The organism is Paraburkholderia lebeckiae, from assembly GCF_050436325.1.
Taxonomy (GTDB): domain Bacteria; phylum Pseudomonadota; class Gammaproteobacteria; order Burkholderiales; family Burkholderiaceae; genus Paraburkholderia; species Paraburkholderia tuberum.
Genome location: NZ_JBNDLZ010000002.1, coordinates 2,286,537 through 2,307,483, shown reverse-complemented (window position 1 = coordinate 2,307,483; position 20,947 = coordinate 2,286,537). Strand labels below are relative to the sequence as shown.

Below are 20,947 nucleotides of genomic sequence, written 5' to 3'. Positions count from 1 at the left end.
CGCGGTCAGTCTGGAACGTTTGTGCACATCTGCCGGTACGCCGCCGGCGTCATGCGGTACGCCCGACGAAACCAGCGGCCGAGATGGCTCTGATCCGCGAAGCCGACTTCGGCGGCGACCTGCGCGGGCGTGCGGCCGGTCGCGAGCAGGCGCCGCGCGGCGCGCAGGCGCAAGCGCACCAGATACGCGTGCGGCGAGGTGTCGAACGCGCGCTGAAACAGACGCGTCAACCTGAACCGGTCGATGCCGGCAACTTCGGCGAGTTCGTCGAGCCCGAGATTGCCGTCCATGTGTTCGTGCAACAGATCGCGCACCCGCGTGATCGCAGGTGACGCAGCGAGGTCGCCGCTCAGCGGTGCATCGCGCAGCTGGGCGCCGAGTTGCAGCAGCAGACGATCGAGCGTCTGGTCGCGCGCGAGCCGGCCCTCGTTGCCGTAAATCGCGGCGAAGGCCCGGCCGATCACATCGACGAGCGCGCGGTCGTCGACCAGCGTACGGCCGAACGCCGCCTCGACGCCGGCCAGTCCCGGCAGATCGAGCCGCCGCGCCGCGCGCTCGACCCAGGCTTGCGGCAGATACAGCATCGCGTAGGTGAAGCCGGCCGCCTCTGGCGCGTGACCGTCGTGCAGCGCGCCGGGCTCGATCAGGATCGCGCGGCCCGGCACGCTCGTGTGCAACGACCGATGACACTGGAAGCGTTGCACGCCCTGCTCGGTATAGCCGATCAACATGTCGTCGTGATCGTGCGGATCGTAGGCGTGGCCGCCGAAATGCGCGCGCAGGCTCTCGATGCCGGTTTCGGCATCGCGGCGGGCGATTAGCCAGTTGGCGGGACTGAGTGAAGTGGGCATGGGTTGGAGCTGGCGGGCAGCGGGCGATGCGGCCAGCGGATAGTGTACGGCAGCGGGGGAATCGGGTTGGGCCAACGCCCCTGTCGGCGAAACGTCCTCACGATGTCAGTGCAACTCACCCCGCTCGTCGCCGACCAGAACGACGATGCCAACGACCGTTCCTGTCGACGAAGGCAACCAGCGTCACGGCTTCTTCGAACGCGGTGGCCGTGCGTTGACGAACGGGTTATAGCCGCGCGAACTCGCCGGCCGATCCTGTTCGGTCGCGCGGCGGCGCTTGCTGGATCGTCTGTCGCCCGACAATTGCGCAAGCAGTTCTTGCGATTCGGACTCCGACTCCGCGTCCGTTTCATCCACGGGCGGCGCGGTTTTTTTGCGTCGCGCGGTTTTTGGCTGCGCTGCTTTCTCGTCCGTATCCGACGCGACGCCCGCGATGTGTTCGATCACGGTCATGAACGATGCCGATGCCGATCGGACAGGTTGTCCCGGCAGCATCGTCAGCGCGACGATTTCGTGCAGTGAACGACCGTCCACGGAGCGGCCCTGCACCGTGTCATGCCAGTCGACATCCGCTTGCGCGAAGGCGCCGATCACACGTTCGAGCACTGCCGGCGACAGGACGCCGCCGTCGTACAACCGGATGACGACGCTTTCGAACATCTGGAGCGGGGCGATACCCGTTGTTTTCGGCGCCACGTTTTGTCGTCCGGTTGGTTTCTCTTCCAGTATCAGCCAGCAAATCACATGCCGATGTAGAGAGTAACTCATCGCGATCGCCGAATACGGCATGCACGAGGCGTGAATCATGCTCGGGCCGAACTTGGCAAACAGATCTTCTTCGACGCGTCGCTATCGGCCTCGGGAAAGATGTCATGCGCGAGCTGCCATAGTCCCGAGCACGCCTACGGTCCACCGAACTGCCTTGCCGTGCAACTGGGCGGCGCCGACATGCGCCAGCCGGGTACGCGTTCGGTGCCGTCGCTGCGCTATCTGAGCTTCACGCCGTTGTTCAGCCGGCACTTCTATACGCCCGCCTCGGAAGATACCGAGGACGAAGGACCGACGGGCGGCTTCATGCGCGACGGCGCCGCCGCATCGTTGCACGATCAGGCGTCGATGCCGCCCTGTTGTCGGAGCGGCCGCTTCGATGCCGTGGAAATCATACTTCATCGCATCGCGCGGGCGATCATCGATTCCGCCTGGACGCATACCCTACTTCAACGGCCCTGCCCGCTTGCTACACTATGTACAAAGGTCGCCGGCGCTCCCGCAAGAGTCATGAACCGCCTGCGACGCAACTTCGCTAAAAAATAGAGGATGAGCATCCAAATGACGCTTTCGACGAGAAAATTTGGTCGTACCGGCTGGAATGTGTCGGAAATCGGTTTTGGGGCATGGGCGATCGGCGGCTCGTGGGGCAGTGTTGCGGAAGATGACGCCAAGGCCGCGCTAAATGCCGCGCTCGATAACGGTGTCACGTTCATCGACACGGCCGATGTCTACGGCGATGGTCGCTCCGAACGGATCATCCGCGACGTGCTGCGGCAACGAGGCGGCGAACGTCCGATTGTCGCCACCAAGCTCGGGCGCCGACTCGACCCGCATGTGACCAGCGGCTATCTGAACAAGCGCGAGCTCGAAGCTTTCATCGACCGGAGTCGCTCGCATCTCGGCGTCGAAACGCTCGACCTGGTCCAGCTGCATTGCCCGCCGACGGAGGTTTACTACCGTCCCGAGGTGTTCGACGCAATGGACGACTTCGTCGCCGCCGGCAAGATCCGCTACTACGGCGTGTCGGTCGAAAAGGTGGAAGAGGCGCTGAAGGCGATCGAATATCCGAACGTGGTTTCGGTGCAGATCATCTACAACATGTTCCGTCAGCGTCCATCCGATCTGTTCTTCAGGCAAGCGCAAAAGAAAGACGTTGCGGTCATCGCGCGAGTGCCGCTGGCCAGCGGCATGCTCACGGGCAAGATGTCCGCGGATTCGACTTTTGCATCAGACGACCATCGTGCATTCAATCGGCATGGCGAGGCGTTCGACGTCGGCGAAACGTTCTCCGGCGTGCCCTACGACGTCGCGTTGCAAGCGGTCGACGAACTGCGCGGCCTCGTACCAGTGAACGCCTCCATGGCGCAGCTGGCTCTGCGCTGGATCCTGATGGAGGATGCCGTCTCCGTCATCATCCCGGGCAGTAAAAACGCGGCCCAGGCGGCGTCGAACGTCTCGGCCGCGAGCCTCGCGCCGCTGTCCGACGAGGCAATGCAACGGGTCCGGGATGTCTATCAGCACCATATCGCGCCGCACGTCCATCAGCGCTGGTAAAGGAAACGCGGTGGCGGCTTCGCGGTGGGCGCATTCGACATGCAGGGAGCACCCGGAATAAATTGTGTTTGCACCTGGACTCTGGAGAACCCCATGACAGACATCGCACTTGCACGCAAAGATGCTTGCCTCGCAGTGGTTCATGCGGTACTGACGGACTTGAGCGACGACAGCAATCTGATCGGCGCGGCTCTACGTGTTGCGGACTACCTCGTAGATGATCTCGAAGGCAAGATCACCGAGACCGACGCCATACTGCTCGCTGTCACCGCGCTAACCAGGGTCAATCGCGCGATTCGCGAGTGGAACGACGTGGACGGCAACGCGATGGACGCGATGAGAGTCGCGGATTTCGTCATCGATGAACAAATAAACGGGTACGACAGCGCGCCACATCAACCGACTTCGTCGGCGGCAAGAATCGAGGCGCGAGCGGCCGCGGTGATCCGGCCGACGGGGTCCCCGGTGCGGCCTGTTCACCACTGAGTTTCGTATCTCACTCCGGGCGCGCCACCGCCGGCCGTTTCAGCGGCTGGATGGTGGCCATCGCAAGCCCCGCTCCGGCGAACGCACACGCGGCGCAGACGAGCGCGACGGCCCGCAGCGCGTCGGTCATCGCATCGGCTTGCGCGCGCGCCACGGATGTCTCGCGCGGCGTATGCGAGGCGCCCGCCGCCCCTCCCGCCTGCTCGACCGGCGCCAGCAATTGCGCGGTCTGGCGCGTATCTTGCGGCATATGCAGTTCGTCGAGGCGCGCCGATAGCGCCGCGTGGTGCGACCACACGAATACGATGCCGAGCACTGCAATCGCCAGCAGACCCGCCACGCGCGCAACGGCGTTATTGATGCCGGACGCCACGCCTGTTCGGTCGCTCGGCACCGCGCCCATCACGGTCGTGGTAAGCGGCGCGACGGTGATCGTCATGCCGAGCCCGAGCACGACGAGCGCAGGGAAGAATTCAGCCCAATAGCTGCCGCGCACGAACGGCAGCGCCAGCAACGTGAACCCGACTCCGGCGACGCCCGGACCAACGGTCAGCAGCGTGCGCGAACCCAAGCGGCTAGTCAGACCGCCAGTGAAGCGCGATAGCAAACCGATGATGAAAGGCACCGGCAACAGCGCCGCCCCCGCTTCGGTCGCGGTGTAGCCATGCGCGCGGATCAGCGTGAACGGCAGGAAGAAGAACATGCCGCCGAGGCCGAAGTAAAGCAGCAGTGTGACGAGATTGGCGCCGGTGAAGTCGCGCGAGCGAAACAGATCGAGCGGCACCATCGGGTTGGGGCTACGCGCCTCAATGGTCACGAATGCGGCGAGCATCAGCACGCCGGCGCCGATCGCACAGAATACGAGCGGATGCGCGAAGCCACGCGCCGATGCCTCGGTCAGGCCGAACGTCAGAGCGCCGAGGCCCGTGGCCGCGCTCAGCGCGCCGGGCCAGTCGAGCTGTCCAGGCGCATCGGCCCCGTGGCTGTTGGGCACCGCCGATATGGCGAGCGCGATCGTCAGCGCCGCGAGCGGGACGTTCAGGAAGAAGATCGCGCGCCACGACCACGCGTCGACGAGCCAGCCCCCCGCCACCGGCCCCACGGCAGACGTGATCGCGCCGACGCCCGCCCAGGTGCCGATTGCCCGTCCGCGCGCTGCGTCGTCGAACACCGCGCCGATGATCGCGAGACTGCTGGGTACGAGCAGTGACGCGCCGATGCCTTGAACCGCGCGCGCGGCGACCAGCGCAAATGCATTCGGCGCAAACCCGCAAGCAGCCGACGCCAGCGTGAAAAGCGCGACGCCCGCGATGAACACCGTGCGCCGGCCGAGCTTGTCGCCCATCGATCCGCCGACCAGCACGAGGGAGCCGAGAAACAGCAGATACGCGTTGACGACCCACTGCATCGCCGCAACGCTCGCGCCGAGTTCGCTCTGAATGGACGGCAGCGCGACGTTGACGACGGAGCCATCGATGAACGCCATGCTCGAACCACCGATCGTCGCGGCCAGCGCGAGGCGCTTTCGCTGGCACGGGCGGCCGGTCGTGATGGGCTGCGTGCGGATGACGAGCTCGTCGCACGGGCTCGCCTGCGCGGCGACGATGTGCGCCGTCCTCGGCTTGCTGCCAGAATGATCAGGGTCGGCCACGTTCGCTCCCGTGCTGGTCGATGAAGACTTAGAGCCTGTTCGTGCCACCGAGGCTAGTCAACCCCGCAGCGCAACATCGCGGAGCGGGTTTTGCCCATTCGGGGTGTCCCGCGCCGCCGGACGGGACGCCAAGGACTTCGCCGGCGAGCGGTTACAGGCGATAATCGGTTGGAAGCAATCGATCTATAAAAGCGGAGAAGGAATGGACAAGCAAGGTTTCACCACTGGCATCGTTCACGGCGACAGAATTGCAGGCACCGAGCACGGTGCCTTGCGTCAGCCAGTTCATACGTCCGTGCAATATGGTTTCGAGCGCGTCGAGGACCTGATCGGCGTGTTCCAGGGCACGAAGAAAGGCGGCTTCAATTACGCGCGGCAGGGCACCCCCACAACCGCCGCGCTCGAGCGCAAGATCACCAGCCTCGAAGAAGGCGTCGGCACCATCTGCTTCAGCACCGGCATGGCCGGCATCACCGCGACGTTCCTCACGCTGCTGCGCGCGGGCGATCATCTCGTGTCGAGCCGCTACGTGTTCGGCAACACCAACAGTCTGTTCGGCACGTTGCGGATGCTCGGCATCGAAGTCACGACCGTCGACGCGTGCAACGTCGACGACGTGAAGAACGCAATCCGGCCGAATACGCGCATGGTGTTCGTCGAAACCATCGCGAATCCGGGCACGCAGATTCCCGACCTGCAAGGTATCGGTGACGTGTGCCGTGAGCGCGGCATCGTGTACTTCGTCGATAACACGATTACCTCGCCTGCATTGTTCAAGCCAAAGGCGGTCGGCGCGAGCCTCGTCATCAACTCGCTGACGAAGACTATCGCGGGTCATGGCGCCGCGCTCGGCGGCGCGGTGACGGATACGGGCCTGTTCGACTGGAGCGCGTATCCGAACATCGCCGACGACTATCGGCGCTCGGCGGCGAAGGATCAGGGGCTGCTGCAGATCCGCAAGAAAGGCCTGCGAGACATGGGCGCGGCATTGTCGTCCGAGCAGGCGCACTCGATCGCGATGGGCGCGGAAACGCTCGCCTTGCGCGTGAAGCAAAGTAGCGACAATGCGCTCGCGCTCGCGCAGTTTCTCGAAGGGCACGAAGCGATCGGCAACGTGTTCTATCCTGGCCTGAAGAGCCATCCGCAATACGAGATCGCACAGACGCTCTTCAAGGGCGCGTCGTGGCTGTTGTCATTCGAATTACTCAACGTGGATCGCATGGTCGAAGTCGTCAATGCGCTCAAGCTGCCGGTCAAGGCGACCGGTCTCGGCGACACGCGCACGCTGATCATTCCCGTCGCGCCGACGATCTTTTTCGAAGCCGGGCCGGAAACGCGCAAGGCGATGGGCATTTCCGACGGCATGCTGCGGCTGTCCGCGGGCATCGAGGATATCGACGATCTGATTGCGGATTTCGCACAGGCGCTCAAGTTGGCGGCGTAGTTTTTCGGGCCTTCGAGATTTTGAGCGAGGCTGGTGCGCCGGCCTCGCTTATTTAGTTCCTGGCAGTGCAATCGGACGTCGGGTATCAGTTGAAAGTCTGGGCTACTTCCTGCGCCGCTGATACATGAGCTTCACGATATCGGTCGTCGGCCCGCTGGTCATGAGGCGACGGATGTCGTCCATGTGAACCCAGCGACACCTGGATATTTCGTTACTGGGGCGAGCCTTGGCCCGATTCGGGATTTCGCAGGAAAACACGTGATGGTGCTTCTGCTTGCCACGGAAGTCGAAGAGATGCTTGGCCGACTTGCCGGATAGTTGAGTTTCTTCCTTGAGTTCCCGAAGTGCGGCGTCCGTGCGATGTTCTCCACGCTTGAGGATCCCGCCCGGCAAAGCCCACTTTGATTGACTACGTGCGACCAGAAGGATTCGCTTACCTCTGCGACAGATCACGGTGGCGCGTTTCTTCAAACCGAACTCCCACTTATGCCCCAGATGCTCTCAAGACGCGCCCCGCACGGCGGCGTATCGGGCTTTGCCAGACAATAGTTGAGCATCCTAATACAGAACAGCGGAAGCCAGAAATGTTTCGAAGCGAGGACAGCGGACGCGCGGCAGCTTAAAGTATGTCATCAACGCGTCACAATCTCGGCGCACGAAGGTCGCTATGGTAAGGTCTGGGCAAATGATTTTCTATCCGACTCGAGGTTGCAATGGATATGGATGGTGACTGGTCCTTGCCACGGCCAAACACTCTCTTCAAAGCAAACCGCCGGACGGCCGGTTCATCACTGTCAAAAACGAGTTCCGTTGCCAGTACCTTCTCGTCCCTGGCGGCGCCAGTGGTGGCCGAAGCCGTGCAAAGGGCAAGAGAGCTATCCACGCAGAGCGATGCAGAAGGGTTTCATCAGCTTCGCGTCGCTTTCAGAAAGCTTCGGGCTTTGTACTGGGCGTACTCTCCATACCTCGGAGAGGAATCGACCGCGCAAGCCACCGAAGAATTCAAGCGTCTTGCGGCCGTGGCAGGCGGAACCCGTGACTGGGACATAGCCGGCGATCTGCTGAGAGCCGCCCAGGAGTCCGGCGCCTCGATCGAACTGCTGGTGGCCGCGGCGCGCGAGAAGCGCGCGCAGGCGGTGGTACATAGCCAGACGATGATCAAAAGCGACGATGTCGAGGCGTTCCTGAACGATGTCCTGCTTCGCGCGCAAACCACACTCCTGTCGCGTTGCGACAATCTACCCATTCAGGCGTTCGCCGAGAAGCGTGTCCGTCTGGCACAGCGCGCACTTCAAAAGCGAAGCAGACGCGCTGCACGCAGCGAGGACACCCACGAGGAGGATCTTCACGACGTTCGAAAGGCAGGCAAAAAACTGAGGTATCTGCTGGAGTTTTTTCAACCCGTTATCAAAGGCGGACACGGTCGCACCATCAAGGAATTGACATCCGTGCAGAACAAGCTGGGGCAGTTCAACGACATTGCCGCAAGCGAGGCGCTGATTCGCAGCGCGTCATTCAATGAGGTTCCGGCCGAGGTCGTGCAGGAATCGCTGCAATGGTTGGAAAAACATAAGTCCCAACGGATGCGGGCGGCATCGCGGCGGGTCCGGGGCATCTCTAACTGAGGCGGGCGCGATCTCACTGAATGGATGCCGAAGTATCAGGGGGTTGTTGCGCGGTTGGTAAGCGGCTGCGCTCAGCCATGAAGGGACCGTCGACGCGTATAGCCAAATCGTCGGCAATCTACGGCGCCGCGCCGTCGACGAGCGGAAAAGAATCTCGCTATAGCGGGGTAGCTCCCGCTGGAACTCTTCAACTGATACTTGTACATGCGGAGATCGTCGAAGCGATCGTTGCCTTCCACATACAGGTCGCCAGAATTGAGTTCGCGCATGATCTGATGGACGCATAGCTCGAAGAACCACCGATCCTGGGTGCGCCGACGGCGCTAGATAGAACCGCTCGGGCCACCCTCTGCCACAAACCACGGATTCGCGAAATCTACGTCGCTGCTCTGCCCGCGCTTGCCGTAAGTCAACACCGTGCCGTCCATCGACATGACGCGACCGCCCGCGGCCGACAGCACCGCATGCCCCGCGGCGGTGTCCCACTCCATTGTCCGGCCGAGCCGCGGGTAGATATCCGCCGCGCCGCTCGCGATGGCGCAAAATTTCAGCGACGAGCCGACCGACACACATTTTGCGTCGGGGTAGCGCTGGATAAATTCGTCGGTATCGGCCGACGCGTGCGATCTGCTTGCGACGATGGTCGGCGGCTCGCAACGGGCGCGCACCGCGATTCGCTGCCGGTTGCGTATTCCGCGATCAGCACCGACCTCCGACATGCACGCGTAACCGGGGCGGCCCGAGTACAGCACGCGCGTCGCCGGTGCAAGCACCACGCCGATCAGTGGCGCACCGTCCCGTATCAACGCGATGTTCACCGTGAAATCGTTGCGGCCCGCGATGAACTCCTTGGTGCCGTCGAGCGGATCGATTAGAAAAAAAGCTCGCCCCAGCACGTTCGGCACCACGCCCGCCGATACCGCCTGTTCGGCCACGCACGGCACGCCGCGATACACCGCGCGCAATCCGTCCACGATGACCGCCTCGGCGGCGTGATCGGCTTCGGTTACCGGCGACCGGTCCGCTTTGGCCCATACCGGGCACCGGTTGTCAAAATACTCGAGAATCTTTTCGCCCGCCGCGATGGCGATCTGCTCGAAACGGTCCAGCGTGCTGGCATCCACCGACAACGCGTCTTCCTGTTCAATCATTCAAATACCCCCGCTCCTTCAACCATACCTCCACTCGCTCGACCGTTTTCTCTACCGAGTGCCCGACGGTATCGAGCCGGATCTCCGGTGACTCGGGCACCTCGTACGGAGAATCGAGTCCGGTGAAGTTCTTGATCTCGCCGCGCAGCGCGCGCGCATATAGGCCCTTTGGATCGCGGCGGACGCACTCCGCAATTGGTGTCTCCACAAACACTTCGACAAACTCGGCTTTTTCGGATTGAACGAGATCGCGATGTGGTCGATGTCCGATGCTTTCAACCCGCTGCGCGCGAGACAGCTTTCGATCGCGCGCTCCGGAAACTTCTGGGAATGTTTTTCGCCCGTCAGGCGCTCGTCTTCCACGGCGACCAGCAGTTCGCCATCGGCAACGACACATGCGGACGAGTCATGAAAAATGTAGACGTGAAATAATGGTGATACATGCGTTCTTCAAAAAATATTCCGTGCTCCTCGACACTGCCCAACTGGTGTTCGTGAATCTTCGCGGCAAGCCGGCCTAATTCGGTATTCGGCCAATAGCTGATTCCCTCGACGCATTTTCGCAAACCCAATATATCGAGGATTTTCCACAGCGTGATGAGCGGAAAGCGCCATTCCAGATGTGTCAGGGAAAAGAAGGTATTCGCGTCGAGCGACAGCGTCCGCAGCAGGAACGTTGTTCCGCTGCGCGGCTGGCTCATGATGAAAACCGGCCTGGCCAACTCCTGATGCGTAAACCGTGAAAACAGAATCTCGTCAAGATACCAGAGCACCGTGAAAAACGGTGCACAAATCAATTCCTTGCAAAGATGCCATGCCATGCTGCGCTTCTGATTCAGCGTCACCTCGCGGCTTCGAATAACCTCCCTCGCGACGACAAGAAATGATCGCCACAAAAAGAACGGACAACAGGCAACCAGAAAAAAATAACTGATCAATACCATAAACAACACCACTCACCTCCCCCATACTTCAGTTTAAAAATTAATTCCTTCGGAAGAACGATGTGCGCTATCACGAAATTGACTTTGATTATCATATATCTGCAAATGGCCTCGATGCATCCGCAGATTTGCAGTCTTGAACTGCAAAATTGCAGTGAGTAACAATTTATACAGACGTGCCCGCACTTAATTATCCATATTGATTTAAAACAGCGGCGCGCGACTGGTGATTTCACATTGTTTGACTATTGGCGCATACCGGTGATGCAGTTATGATCCGATCCAGACGATAGATCGCGTAAGGAAATACGGTGTATGTCAAAAGAAAACTGGGACGACCTGCGCGTCGTGCTGGCCGCTTCGCGGACCGGCAATTTCGGCGAGGCGGCGCGTCTGCTGTCAGTTAACGAAAGCACGGTGGTCAGGCGGATTGCTCAGGTCGAAGAGCGGTTGGCCGCGCGCCTGTTCGATCGCGTCAAAGGCAAACTGACGCTGACGGATGCGGGCCTCGAAATCGCCAGCCTCGCCGAGCGCATCGAGATCGAAGTGCAAAGCTCCACGCGGACGATTTCCGGCGCCGATGTTCGCGTCGCCGGCACCGTACGCGTCACGTCGGTGCCGATCCTCACCAACCGTATTCTCATTCCGGCGTTGCCGAATCTGCTGGGCCAGCATCCCGACCTCAACGTCGAACTGGTCGCTGAGGCGCGTTCGCTGAGTTTGACCAAGCGTGAAGCGGATATCGCGATTCGCCTCGCGCGGCCGCGCGACGAACTCAGCGTGGTCGCGAGAAAATTGGGCGATTTGCCGTATGGTGTCTATCTGCGCGAGGGCGCGGCAGAAGACACGCTGCGATGGCTCACCTACGATGATCGGATGAACGATCTGCCGCAAGCGGAATGGATGGCGAAAACCATCGGACTTGGACAAGGGTCGGCGGGCCAGGTGATGGTCAACGATGCCGAGGCGCTGCTCGCCTGTGTACAGGAAGGTCTGGGCAAAACGCTGCTGCCGGTCGCCGTCGGCGAGAGCATCGGCGGCCTTGTCCGTGCGACGCAATTTCCTTGCGACCTGACACGCGAAATCTGGCTACTCGTGCATCCCGACCTGCGCAAGCTGAACCGGGTGCGCACGGTTATCGACTGGGCCGCGGCGACGGTGAACGCGCTCGCGTCGCGCCACGCCGCCGGGTGTTGAGGCGAGCGCTTAGCGGAACAGATAGTCTTCGCTCGAACTGCGCAGTTTGATGCCGGTCGCCCGAGCCGTTTGACCGATGATCCACTCGGCCAGCAGGCTGCTTTCGTGCGCCGATGCGCCGACCACCTGAAAGTGAAACGGGCACGTACTGCTGTCCATTTTCGCCACCTGCGTGCCGCGGCTGACGTCGAAGCGCCAGCCGGCCAAACGTTCCTTGAACGGCGCGTTCCAGTGCGGCGCGATCGCTTTTTCCACCTGCGTCGATTCCGCCGCGCCGATCATTCTGGTGGTCGCCGCCCGGATCGGCACGATGTCGCGGCACGCGACCGGCATCGCGCGCGTCAGGTACATGTCGACGAGCAGATCGTACGCGTCGATGCCGGTCGCGAGCTTGAAAACCGTCGGCATGTTGCCGCCCATGATGCGCGGATTCGCCTCCACCAGCACCGGCCCGTGTTCGCTCAGAATGATCTCAACGTGGAAGATGCCGAAGTCCAGCCCCACGCTGCGCACGACCTCGACTGCGTAAGCGCGCAATGCATCCGCCACTTCCGACGACACGGGAGCCGGCATCGTCGTGCCCAGTTCGATCGCGGGTTCGTCAATGCAGCGCTTTCTGGCGGAGACGATCAGCGGCACCACTTCGCCGGCGGCCGCCGCGACCTCGACAGATAACAGCGGCCCGTCGATGTAATCCTCGAGCAGCGTTTGCGGTGAAATCGCGTCCAGCAAACCGGCAGGCAACGCAAGCTGCTTGCCCAGCGAGGCGAAGTACGCGCGCAGCCGGTCTTCGTCGTCGATCTTCTCGGCTAGGATACTGCCGCCGCCGCTCAACGGTTTCGCGATGACCGGATAGCCGATGTGCGCCGCGCGCACGAGTGCCAGCTCAAGGGTGTCGACGACGAAATGGCCGACAGACCTCAGGCCGCTCGCGCTGATCCGGTCGCGGCAAGCGGCCTTGTTCTGCGCCAGCGACAACGCGGCCGGTTCGGTGCCCGCGAGGCCCAATCGCTGCGCGCAACGCGCCACCGAACTCGCGCAGTACTCAAGCACCGTCACCACCGCGTCGAGCGGATGTTTACGGTTCAGCTCGGACAGCGCGGCAAACAGTTCGTCCTCGTCTCTCGACGCATCGATGCGGACGATCCGGTCGGCCAGACCGCGTGCTTCGATCGCCGACAGATCGCCGAGAAATTCGACAAACTGCTTCGACGAAACGAACGTGACTTCGTGTCCGCGGCGCTTCGCGGCAAGCAGCGCATTCAATCCGACCGGATTACTGTCGACAAACGCGATATGCATGATTACCCCACTTCTTTACCAAGGAAGCCGGCTTGGTTTCCGAACGCCGCCCGGCGAAACCGGGAGAACAGCGGCACCAGCGCGGCGATGACTATCACGATGAGCGTGACCGGCGCGAAGCCGATTTTGCTCACTAGATAGCTGCCGCCCAGCGAGACGGCCAGCATCAGGCCGAGCGCCCACGCATTCGCGTTGGCCATGATTCTGGGCATGCTTGCCGACGGCACAGAAGGTGAGCACGAAGCGCATATGCACGCAGTACGCGGCCTCGAAGCCGAACGCGAACACCGCGTACATCGGCACGCCGAACGCAGGGCGCGTGATGAAGATCAGCGGAATCAGCGTGGCGAGCTCGATGCAGTGCGACAGTGGCCCGATCGTGCGATAGCGGCCGCCCGCAACACCGATGCGCGCCGCCGCGAGCGCGCCGACCACATACGCGATATTAGTAACGGCCTGCAGCAGCGCGATACCCGATGCCGGCATGCCGAGCTGATCGACCGCGAAGACCGAACGGGCGACGTTGTGATACCCCTGAAAGAGCGCCACCGCGGCAATGAAATAGACGAGCGCCGATTGCGCATCCGGATCGGCGCGCTCGTTCACCGCGCGCGATTTGCCGGACTGATCGGCGGGCTGCCGTGCTTTGGCGACCGTCGCATAGCTGCAGGCCGAAATCAGGTGAAGCGCGATCGAAAGTGCGATGACCTGCTGCGAACTCAGACGCGGCAGGAACAGCGCGCCGGCCAGCGCACCAACACCGCCGCCGAACAGCATCGCTGTGTTGTAGTACGACGCGGCGCGATCCAGCGTGGCGCCGGTAAAAAGCCGCTTGACCGCGACGGGGCGCGCGACCTTCGACACGTTGTCGAACGTGCCCTTGACAACGAGAATCCCGAGCAACGGATAGAGATCGTTCAGCAGCCGCATCGCGACCAGCAAGGAAAGCGCCGAGCCCACTTCCGCCGCGATCAGAAGCGAGCGCCCGTCGTAACGCGAAGCGAGCGACCTAATCAGCGGCAACGCCAGCACTGCCGGCACCCACTGTGTCAGGACGATGCCGTTTGAAAAGACCGGGGAGTGGGTTTGTGTGAACACGGCGGCTGACAGTGTCATCAGCAGCAGGAAGGTTGCGACCGTTGACGCGAATATCGCCGCCCAGATTCGCACGAACGTCGCGTCGCGCACGACCCAGGTTTCCGGCAGGTTGAGTGACCGTTGATTCACGGAATCCTCTGCCTTTTCGGCTAGTTAAATGATCGAGATGAACTTGATAAAGCCGAGCACGCTGAAGATAAGCGGCGATGCTTAAAATTCAATTTCTTATCTAAAGTAAGCACTCAACCAGCGAAGCTATACATTCCGCTTAACCGTCGAAAACACCTGGGGCCATTCAAAAATGCGAAACGACTTTCTCAAACCGGTCGGCCAGAATGGATCTTCCTTGATTAAACCGAGGACCTGCTCCGGCGTTTCCGCCTCGACCACCCACAGGCCGCCTGCACCCGTGCCGTCAGCCGTGTCGATCAGCGGTCCGGCCTGCAGAAACGCCGCCTTGTTTTTTTGCAGAAACGCCAGATGCGGTTTCATATTTTCCGCACGAGCAGAGGCAATCGCCTCATTGTCTTCGAACTGCACACAGTAAATCATTTTATTTTCCCGAATGATGCTATGCTGGGCATAGTAGCATCGGTACGGCAGGTTTTACCCGCGCATATTTGCCTGGCAGAATTGCATTAATGCGGGCGGTTGGGATGAACTTTGCGCGCGCAGGCGCATCATCGTTCAGAGACGAAAGAAACTGCGCTGGCGGATTGGACTTGCGGACCGGAACGCATGCGCCAAAGCTGGCTTATGGCGGGTCTGGGACAACGCGGACGGCTCGCAGACTGCTTCCATGACCATGCTTACTCTCAACGCCGCCGAGCATCCGTTGATGAAGCGGTTCCACAAGCGCGGCGGCGTCGTGCTTCCGCAATCCGAACACGTCGACTGGCTATCGTGCAAGAGCACGGACGAAGCCAGATCTTTTCTACGACTGCTGCCAGCCGACGCCTTGCAGGCGGAGCCATACCCGCTCCCGCCGCGCGTACGGACCCCGCTCGCTCCCGAAGAGGGCGATCAACCGTCCCTTATCTAAGCTGGCAGGGCCGACTCCGTCCCTTGCAGTTCTCGCCTCGTCGGGCCACAAAGATCGTTCTTCGCGGATTTGCGGGAGACCACTTGCCGACAGGCAGTAGTCGGCCACAAGCAGCCTGTCGAAATGGCCACGCAGATCGTCGACAATATTCGGGTTAGCCGTAGAGCCCAACGCAATTTTCCCAAGGGTCGCGCAGCATGCACATCCGCTTTCCATCTTCCACTTGGCCTGGCCCACGATAAAGCGTGGCACCTATGTTCAGAAAATGCTTTAGCGATTCATCGAAGTCATCGACGGTCCAGTAGACGACTGTGCCCGCCGATCCCGCCGATAATTTTGCATCGGCGGGAACAATTTCGAGTCTGATGCCATTGAATTTGAGGTATGTCAGATTGAACTCGTCAAGAAAGCGCCTCTCAGCGCCTCGAAAAGCTGACTGATACCAGTCCAATGCGGCCGGCACGTCTGGCACATACACAAGCACTGCACATATTTGCGAGTTCATGCGGGTTCTCTTTTGTGTCGTCGCTGAACGAGGTGAGGAAAGATCGCGATTCGCGATATTGGTCGAAAAATCTGCTTTAGCAAAGTGGGCCACCTAATTGTTGAACCGAGAGAGCGCTTTGTCGGTACCCATTTGTCCGCTACGGTCGAGGCATGTAAATCGGATAGGGTTGTGGCCGACCATGAAGAGACGTTCGACACACGTTTCTGATTCGTCGACAATTGGTGAATATAAACAAACCTCGACGGAATACTTGAGATGCTGCTGCGGCCGACCGAAATCCAGATTGAATCAACCCGGCTCTTGATGAAACCGTTCTCGGCCAGCGACGCGGATGCCACGTTTTCATGCATCACCCCTTCGCTCACCCGTCACATGGCGTGGGAGCCACCGGCATCCCGGCATGACTTTGACGGTGTTTGGCGGTCCTGGATACCGTCGATAGCCGACGGGTCAGACTATGTATTCGCGATACGTCAGTGCGCTGACGGGAGTTTCCTTGGGTTGGCCGGACTTCACCGCGTACACACCGAGAGCCCGGAACTCGGCATCTGGATTCGTGAAGATTGTCATCGAAATGGCTTTGGTCGTGAAGCTGTAACTCGAGTTGCACACTGGGCAACGCGAACCATTGGCTCAGCGGCCTCAAATCTGAAGTGCAACACCTATCTCGTATAAGGTGTTGCGATGCACGAAAGAACTCAGTACCAGCAACTTCAACCTGAAGAGCGTCTGACCATTGCAAGCCTGCATCTGCAGGGTTCGAGTATCCGGGCCATGGCCCGGATACTCGGGCGCTCGCCGGCCACCGTTAGCCGGGAACTGACGCGAAACAGCTCTCCCGCTGGCTACGCGTCCGTGTCGGCTGAAGCACTCAGTGCCGCACGCCGCAGCGCGGGTCGCCATCCCACAAAGCTTTGCCTGCAAAGCGTCTGCTGGCGTATCGTTCTCACCCTGCTCGAGTGGAAATGGTCACCCCAGCAGATATCGGGCACACTCAAGCGTATGTATCCGACCGACCCGACCCAGCAGGTTTCGCACGAAACCATCTACACGGCCATCTATGCCCAGCCGCGCGGCGAACTGCGCCGTCAGCTCATTGCGTGCTTGCGCCATGGCCACAGCACGCGCATGCCGCGTACACGGGGCACAGACCGGCGCGGACAGATTCCTGACATGGTCAGTATTCATGTGCGGCCGCCCGAAATCGAAGACCGACTGCTGCCTGGGCACTGGGAAGGCGACTTCATCAAGGGTGCCGGCAACCAGTCCTCGGTAGGCGTGCTGGTCGAACGGACCAGCCGGCTGGTGCTGCTTGCCAAGATGGAAGACGCCACCGCCGCTTCAGCGCTGGCGGGCTTCTCCGCCAAACTCAATTCGATTGTCGCGCCATTACGGCAGAGCTTCACCTACGACCAGGGCAAAGAAATGTCGCGCCATAAAGAGCTCACCGCCGCAACCGGCGTGAAGGTGTACTTCTGCGACCCCCACAGTCCCTGGCAACGCGGCACTTGCGAAAACACCAACGGGCTACTGCGCCAGTATCTGCCCAAAAGCACAGACCTTTCGGTCTACAGTCAGGACGAACTTGACGCTATCGCCGACAGTCTGAACAGCCGACCTCGCGCGACTCATGCCTTCCATTCGCCATTTGAGGTCTTCGCCGCGACCCTTGCCTCAGCAACTCAACCTCAAGGCTCTAAACATTAAACCCGCTGTTGCGCTTCACTCTTGAAATCGCCCTCTGAAAGCTTCACCTATCCGGCTGCCGAAGAGAACCACCCCAGCCGACGCATCGCCGAGTCGTTGGGCGGCGTCATTGTGGAAAGGCGCGTGACACCAAAGTACAAGTCCGTCGTCTACCGAATTCCTCGCCAGCCACTCGCGAAAGAGGCATAGGCGGTTCGGCCTTCAAACCGACGGTCGTCGGCGAATACTGAATCGTCGACAATTTTGACGCGGTGAACAGCCAGTAGAATTTGGCCGATTACCCAAATACCCTTTCCCGCGTTCGCCTGGTTGGAAAAAGCAATGACTCATGTGATCCGCATCGTCCGATGGGAGGCATTAAGCCCGGCCCAGAAAATCGACGTTGAGAATTTGAAGATTTCCGATCAACAGATTGAGTATGCTGGGCCCACTCACCGCGCAGTCGAGGCTTGCATGTCCGATCTGACTGGCGAAATCCAAGGCGCGGCTATATTCCACACGGAAGTAATTGTAGGTTTTCTCGTTCTGAAGAGGCGAAACGCCGCCCCCAGTTGGGCTTCAACGCGAGCCGCCGTCATTTCGGCCCTACGTATCGACTTACGCTTCCAAGGTCTAGGAATCGGAACGGCTGCGCTCCAGCGTCTGCCGGAATGGCTTTTGACCCACTGGGCCGACACCAAGTCCATTATGCTTTCCGTCGACGAAGAGAATGAGACCGGGCGCCGTTCGTATGCAAAAGCCGGCTGGGTGGATCTGGGAACCCGGGACGAGGGAAGAATCGGGTGGGTTCGCTATATGAAGCGCGACCTGCAAACGGTGTTTGCTGTCTCTGACTGAGCTCAGCGCAGGAACTCGCTTCGGCCCCAATCGGTCAGGCGGAAAGGCGGCGACAATTTTCGTTTGACGTATCCTTGAGGATCGATGTTCCGACACTCTTGGCCAACGATCCCGATAACAAAACCCGATGCAAGCACATCTCAGAATAGCCAGACCTGTCAGCGACCTTTCGCGGGCAGAAAGCATGTATTGCGCAGCGCTCAGCCTCGTTGTGCTGGCGAAATTTCAAGACCATCAGGGGTTCGACGGGTTGATACTCGGACGTTCCGGCATGGACTATCACTTCGAGTTCACACAGTGCCGTGAACATCCGGTAGCGCCAACACCAACGCGTGAGGATTTGCTGGTGTTTTACGCCCCGGATCGAGTTGAGTGGCAGTCGACTTGCGATCGTCTCGCCGAGAGCGGATTTGTTTGCGTGGCGTCGCTCAATCCTTATTGGGACGTGTCAGGCAAAACATTTGAGGATCACGACGGCTACCGAATCGTTTTGCAAAACTCGGCGTGGCCCTCATGATGCTTGCGTAATGCATTTGGATGCCGGCCCGATCGCTTTGCAGCAAGTCGCACGGTCGCGTGAGAGGCGAACTCCGGCCATATACGGCTAAACGGCTTACCTCCGTGAACTGCTGACACTCGCTATCTTAAGCATCGCCAGTAGCGAATCGGACGTGTATGTCGTCAATTAGCGAAACGCCAGCGTCTGGAGGCGTGCATCTAAATTTCGGCAAAAAATGTTGAGGTAGCATCATCGGACTCAACGGGGGAAGACGGTGTTTCGGGGAATCAAGTCTCACATAAACGCAATTGGCGTCCCTCTTGCCCGTCTGCTTCTCAGCGATCTGCTGAGGATCCTGGCAGAAATGGTTGGCTACATCACGCTCCCTTGGTGGATCGTTCATCTGGGCGGCGCACACGACTTGGCGATCTACAGCGTAAGCATTGCCGTCACCACGATTTTTGCAATGCCACTACTTTCGCCTCTTGGGGACCGCTACGCAAAGAGGCCACAGATTGTATGGGGTCTGTGCGCCCTGATGGTCGTCGCCTTTACCCTCGCTACGCTCGCGTCCCTGTCCGACTACCGGCTTATGCTGATCGTCTGCATAGGCATGGTGACGGTTATCGCGAAAGCTTTCATCGATCCAGCTAGCTCCATCATTTCGGCTGAACTTGTTCCGGCGGATCGTTTGGCCAAAGTGCTTCGTCTTCGTAAATCGACGCAGGCGGCTGGCCGTGCCTTAGGACCCACATTGGCTGGCGCGACTCTGGCGTTGGGTGGTATCGCCGCAACATTTTGGATGAACGGCATTTTGCTCGGCGTCGCTGCCTACGTGGCCTGGCAGCTTCCATCGCATACTCAGCCTAACGAACGCCATCGCGGTTTAGCCCGTTGGTGGGAAGACCTGCGCGCCGGCCTGCATGCTAAATGGATCGTCCCGTTGGAGCGCGGCTGGACGCTTGTCAATTTCTTCGTTTGGATATTCCAGGGCCCTGCAGTCGGCATGCTGATCCCGCTCAAAGTTCAATCACTTGGGCTATCGGGTCTCTGGCTAGGTGCTAGCGAAGCGGCCTTATCTTTAGGTTCGCTTCTCGGCAGCTTTCGTGGTTCTGATGCGCTAGTCGGTCGTTTCGGCCGATTCAATGTCAGGGTGGGGGCCGCCATGTGCGAAGGGCTGGCGCTTGCTGCTTCGGGCTGGGCGCACTCACCCATCGTTCTCATACTGGCGTTTACATGTGTGGGTTTCGCCAATGCATCGATGGGGCTCGTCGGCGCGACGCACCGTTCATTGGCTATCCCGCAGAACTTCCGCGTTCGCATTCTCGCTGCCAGCATGATGACCACGCAGATTGCGGGCATTCTTGGACCAATGATCGCAGGCGCTGCGCTCACGCATTGGGCGGTGGGCGAGGTCTATACATGCTTCGGCTTTGGCACTTGTTTGCTCGCTTTTGGTTTTGTCCTGATACCGCGATCGCGCGAATTCTTTGCGCTCAACCACGATCAGGTGAAAGATTGGTTTCGTCACGAATATCCCCAGGCATTCAAAGCATCTGCGGTGCCCGAATCGAGACAAACTACGTAGATCGAAACGCGGCAAGTCTCGGGAAACGCCAAGTGTATGTGCGGATCGGACTTACCCGAGACACGATCGAGTGACCGCTTTGTAGAAATTTAGTCGACCGCTCATGGTGGCGGACCTTCGGCCCCAAAGTGCAAATTGGTGACAATCGATTCGGCGCGATAGTATTTGCACAAGAAGTAAGCCTCGCGAATCCTTTGACCGGAAGCCGTTCCCAATGAACATCGCCTTTTCCGATACAACCGAGTCCGACGCCGACACACTGGTCGCCATTCGTATCGCCGCGATGCGCGAGAGTCTGGAGCGCGTCGGTCGTTTCGACCCGCAGCGTGCCCGCGAGCGCTTCCTCGCGTCATTCGACCCTGCGCGGTGTCGATTCATAGAGGTCGATGGCGTTCGGTCGGGCTTTATCCTCATTCGCCCACAGGCAGACTACTGGCTACTGGACCACCTTTACATTCTGCCGGCGCACCAAGGGAAAGGAATCGGCGCAGCCGTCCTGCGGGACGTCTTCGCGAACGCCGACGCGCAACGCATGCCAATCCGCCTCGGTGCTCTACGCGGCAGTGATTCAAACCGCTTCTACCAGCGGTATGGATTTGTACAGACTGACGAAGGAGAATGGGATATCTACTATGTGCGTCAGCCAATCGAAACACAGGAAGAAAGCTAGGCTGTATTGGTATTCATAGGGC

The 20,947-nt window shown here is 60.3% G+C and carries 23 protein-coding genes and 3 pseudogenes; 14 read left to right on the top strand and 12 right to left on the bottom strand.

Going from position 1 to position 20,947, the window contains the following annotated elements; genetic code table 11:
• Positions 1 to 5 precede the first annotated feature (5 nt).
• Together OKW44_RS13805 and OKW44_RS13800 are read right to left on the bottom strand one after the other, a co-directional pair.
• The gene (locus OKW44_RS13805; protein ID WP_018423817.1) at positions 6 to 851 is read right to left on the bottom strand and encodes an AraC family transcriptional regulator; all 846 of its coding nucleotides are present in this window, start codon (positions 849 to 851) and stop codon (positions 6 to 8) included.
• Between the two features lie 183 nt (positions 852 to 1,034).
• Positions 1,035 to 1,547, bottom strand: coding sequence for a hypothetical protein (locus OKW44_RS13800; RefSeq protein WP_026226408.1), 513 nt, complete (start codon positions 1,545 to 1,547; stop codon positions 1,035 to 1,037).
• A gap of 111 nt (positions 1,548 to 1,658) precedes the next feature.
• Between OKW44_RS13800 and OKW44_RS13795 the strand changes: the two are divergent.
• From OKW44_RS13795 to OKW44_RS13785, 3 genes and pseudogenes are all read left to right on the top strand, one after another.
• Positions 1,659 to 1,973, top strand: a pseudogene (locus OKW44_RS13795) (cytochrome c peroxidase); the annotation flags it as partial.
• Positions 1,974 to 2,180: 207 nt separating this feature from the next.
• The gene (locus OKW44_RS13790; protein ID WP_026226409.1) at positions 2,181 to 3,176 is read left to right on the top strand and encodes an aldo/keto reductase; all 996 of its coding nucleotides are present in this window, start codon (positions 2,181 to 2,183) and stop codon (positions 3,174 to 3,176) included.
• 93 nt (positions 3,177 to 3,269) lie between these two features.
• Complete coding sequence (locus OKW44_RS13785; protein ID WP_018423821.1) at positions 3,270 to 3,662, top strand: hypothetical protein; 393 nt, start codon at positions 3,270 to 3,272, stop codon at positions 3,660 to 3,662.
• 10 nt (positions 3,663 to 3,672) lie between these two features.
• Here OKW44_RS13785 and OKW44_RS13780 read toward each other — a convergent pair whose 3' ends face one another.
• A complete protein-coding gene (locus tag OKW44_RS13780) occupies positions 3,673 to 5,313 on the bottom strand; it encodes an MFS transporter (RefSeq protein ID WP_018423822.1) in 1,641 nt (546 codons plus the stop codon).
• A 202-nt stretch (positions 5,314 to 5,515) separates the two neighbouring features.
• Here OKW44_RS13780 and OKW44_RS13775 point away from each other — a divergent pair, with 202 nt between their 5' ends.
• Entirely contained in the window at positions 5,516 to 6,757 is a 1,242-nt protein-coding gene (locus tag OKW44_RS13775; RefSeq protein WP_018423823.1) for a cystathionine gamma-synthase family protein, read from the top strand.
• A gap of 102 nt (positions 6,758 to 6,859) precedes the next feature.
• Here OKW44_RS13775 and OKW44_RS13770 read toward each other — a convergent pair whose 3' ends face one another.
• The gene (locus OKW44_RS13770) at positions 6,860 to 7,228 is read right to left on the bottom strand and encodes an NUDIX hydrolase (RefSeq protein ID WP_035471738.1); all 369 of its coding nucleotides are present in this window, start codon (positions 7,226 to 7,228) and stop codon (positions 6,860 to 6,862) included.
• Positions 7,229 to 7,470: 242 nt separating this feature from the next.
• Here OKW44_RS13770 and OKW44_RS13765 point away from each other — a divergent pair, with 242 nt between their 5' ends.
• Positions 7,471 to 8,382, top strand: a complete 912-nt coding sequence (locus tag OKW44_RS13765) for a CHAD domain-containing protein (RefSeq protein ID WP_026226410.1) — start codon at positions 7,471 to 7,473, stop codon at positions 8,380 to 8,382.
• Between the two features lie 323 nt (positions 8,383 to 8,705).
• Here the strand turns inward: OKW44_RS13765 and cysQ are convergent, their stop codons facing one another.
• The 4 genes and pseudogenes from cysQ to OKW44_RS13745 all read right to left on the bottom strand — a co-directional run bounded on the left by cysQ (position 8,706) and on the right by OKW44_RS13745 (position 10,477).
• A complete protein-coding gene (gene cysQ / locus OKW44_RS13760) occupies positions 8,706 to 9,533 on the bottom strand; it encodes a 3'(2'),5'-bisphosphate nucleotidase CysQ (protein WP_018423825.1) in 828 nt (275 codons plus the stop codon).
• Entirely contained in the window at positions 9,526 to 9,804 is a 279-nt protein-coding gene (locus OKW44_RS13755; protein ID WP_429410882.1) for an adenylyl-sulfate kinase, read from the bottom strand. The genes cysQ and OKW44_RS13755 overlap by 8 nt, the downstream gene beginning before the upstream one ends.
• 32 nt (positions 9,805 to 9,836) lie before the next feature.
• Positions 9,837 to 9,896 (bottom strand): annotated as a pseudogene (locus OKW44_RS13750) (hypothetical protein); the annotation flags it as partial.
• Positions 9,878 to 10,477 (bottom strand): sulfotransferase, encoded by a 600-nt coding sequence (locus tag OKW44_RS13745; protein ID WP_162634084.1) that lies wholly within the window; start codon positions 10,475 to 10,477, stop codon positions 9,878 to 9,880. The gene OKW44_RS13745 and the pseudogene OKW44_RS13750, both read right to left, overlap by 19 nt.
• Before the next feature lie 315 nt (positions 10,478 to 10,792).
• On the opposite strand from OKW44_RS13745, the gene OKW44_RS13740 reads away from it, so the two are divergent.
• Positions 10,793 to 11,674 carry a LysR family transcriptional regulator gene (locus OKW44_RS13740; protein ID WP_018423828.1) on the top strand — a complete coding sequence of 294 codons (882 nt, stop codon included), beginning with the start codon at positions 10,793 to 10,795 and terminating at the stop codon, positions 11,672 to 11,674.
• A 9-nt stretch (positions 11,675 to 11,683) separates the two neighbouring features.
• Here the strand turns inward: OKW44_RS13740 and OKW44_RS13735 are convergent, their stop codons facing one another.
• The 3 genes from OKW44_RS13735 to OKW44_RS13725 form a co-directional block, all read right to left on the bottom strand.
• Positions 11,684 to 12,976, bottom strand: coding sequence for an ATP-grasp domain-containing protein (locus OKW44_RS13735; RefSeq protein WP_018423829.1), 1,293 nt, complete (start codon positions 12,974 to 12,976; stop codon positions 11,684 to 11,686).
• Between the two features lie 15 nt (positions 12,977 to 12,991).
• Positions 12,992 to 14,203 carry an MFS transporter gene (locus OKW44_RS13730; protein WP_026226412.1) on the bottom strand — a complete coding sequence of 404 codons (1,212 nt, stop codon included), beginning with the start codon at positions 14,201 to 14,203 and terminating at the stop codon, positions 12,992 to 12,994.
• A 126-nt stretch (positions 14,204 to 14,329) separates the two neighbouring features.
• Positions 14,330 to 14,614 carry a YciI family protein gene (locus tag OKW44_RS13725; protein ID WP_204357174.1) on the bottom strand — a complete coding sequence of 95 codons (285 nt, stop codon included), beginning with the start codon at positions 14,612 to 14,614 and terminating at the stop codon, positions 14,330 to 14,332.
• A 76-nt stretch (positions 14,615 to 14,690) separates the two neighbouring features.
• Here OKW44_RS13725 and OKW44_RS13720 point away from each other — a divergent pair, with 76 nt between their 5' ends.
• Positions 14,691 to 15,116, top strand: coding sequence for an SOS response-associated peptidase family protein (locus tag OKW44_RS13720; protein ID WP_084754362.1), 426 nt, complete (start codon positions 14,691 to 14,693; stop codon positions 15,114 to 15,116).
• 154 nt (positions 15,117 to 15,270) lie between these two features.
• Here OKW44_RS13720 and OKW44_RS13715 read toward each other — a convergent pair whose 3' ends face one another.
• Entirely contained in the window at positions 15,271 to 15,621 is a 351-nt protein-coding gene (locus OKW44_RS13715) for a VOC family protein (RefSeq protein WP_018423832.1), read from the bottom strand.
• A 258-nt stretch (positions 15,622 to 15,879) separates the two neighbouring features.
• On the opposite strand from OKW44_RS13715, the gene OKW44_RS13710 reads away from it, so the two are divergent.
• From OKW44_RS13710 to OKW44_RS13680, 7 genes and pseudogenes are all read left to right on the top strand, one after another.
• Positions 15,880 to 16,299 carry a GNAT family N-acetyltransferase gene (locus OKW44_RS13710; RefSeq protein ID WP_084754365.1) on the top strand — a complete coding sequence of 140 codons (420 nt, stop codon included), beginning with the start codon at positions 15,880 to 15,882 and terminating at the stop codon, positions 16,297 to 16,299.
• Positions 16,300 to 16,308: 9 nt separating this feature from the next.
• Positions 16,309 to 17,331 carry an IS30 family transposase gene (locus tag OKW44_RS13705; RefSeq protein ID WP_280785265.1) on the top strand — a complete coding sequence of 341 codons (1,023 nt, stop codon included), beginning with the start codon at positions 16,309 to 16,311 and terminating at the stop codon, positions 17,329 to 17,331.
• A gap of 39 nt (positions 17,332 to 17,370) precedes the next feature.
• Positions 17,371 to 17,520: pseudogene (locus OKW44_RS13700) on the top strand (GNAT family N-acetyltransferase); the annotation flags it as partial.
• Positions 17,521 to 17,652: 132 nt separating this feature from the next.
• Positions 17,653 to 18,168, top strand: coding sequence for a GNAT family N-acetyltransferase (locus OKW44_RS13695; protein WP_018423833.1), 516 nt, complete (start codon positions 17,653 to 17,655; stop codon positions 18,166 to 18,168).
• A gap of 127 nt (positions 18,169 to 18,295) precedes the next feature.
• Entirely contained in the window at positions 18,296 to 18,685 is a 390-nt protein-coding gene (locus OKW44_RS13690; protein WP_084754367.1) for a VOC family protein, read from the top strand.
• Between the two features lie 280 nt (positions 18,686 to 18,965).
• On the top strand, positions 18,966 to 20,255 hold the full coding sequence (locus OKW44_RS13685; RefSeq protein WP_348524890.1) for an MFS transporter: 1,290 nt from the start codon (positions 18,966 to 18,968) through the stop codon (positions 20,253 to 20,255).
• 214 nt (positions 20,256 to 20,469) lie between these two features.
• Positions 20,470 to 20,925, top strand: a complete 456-nt coding sequence (locus OKW44_RS13680) for a GNAT family N-acetyltransferase (RefSeq protein ID WP_018423835.1) — start codon at positions 20,470 to 20,472, stop codon at positions 20,923 to 20,925.
• The last annotated feature ends 22 nt before the right edge of the window (positions 20,926 to 20,947 follow it).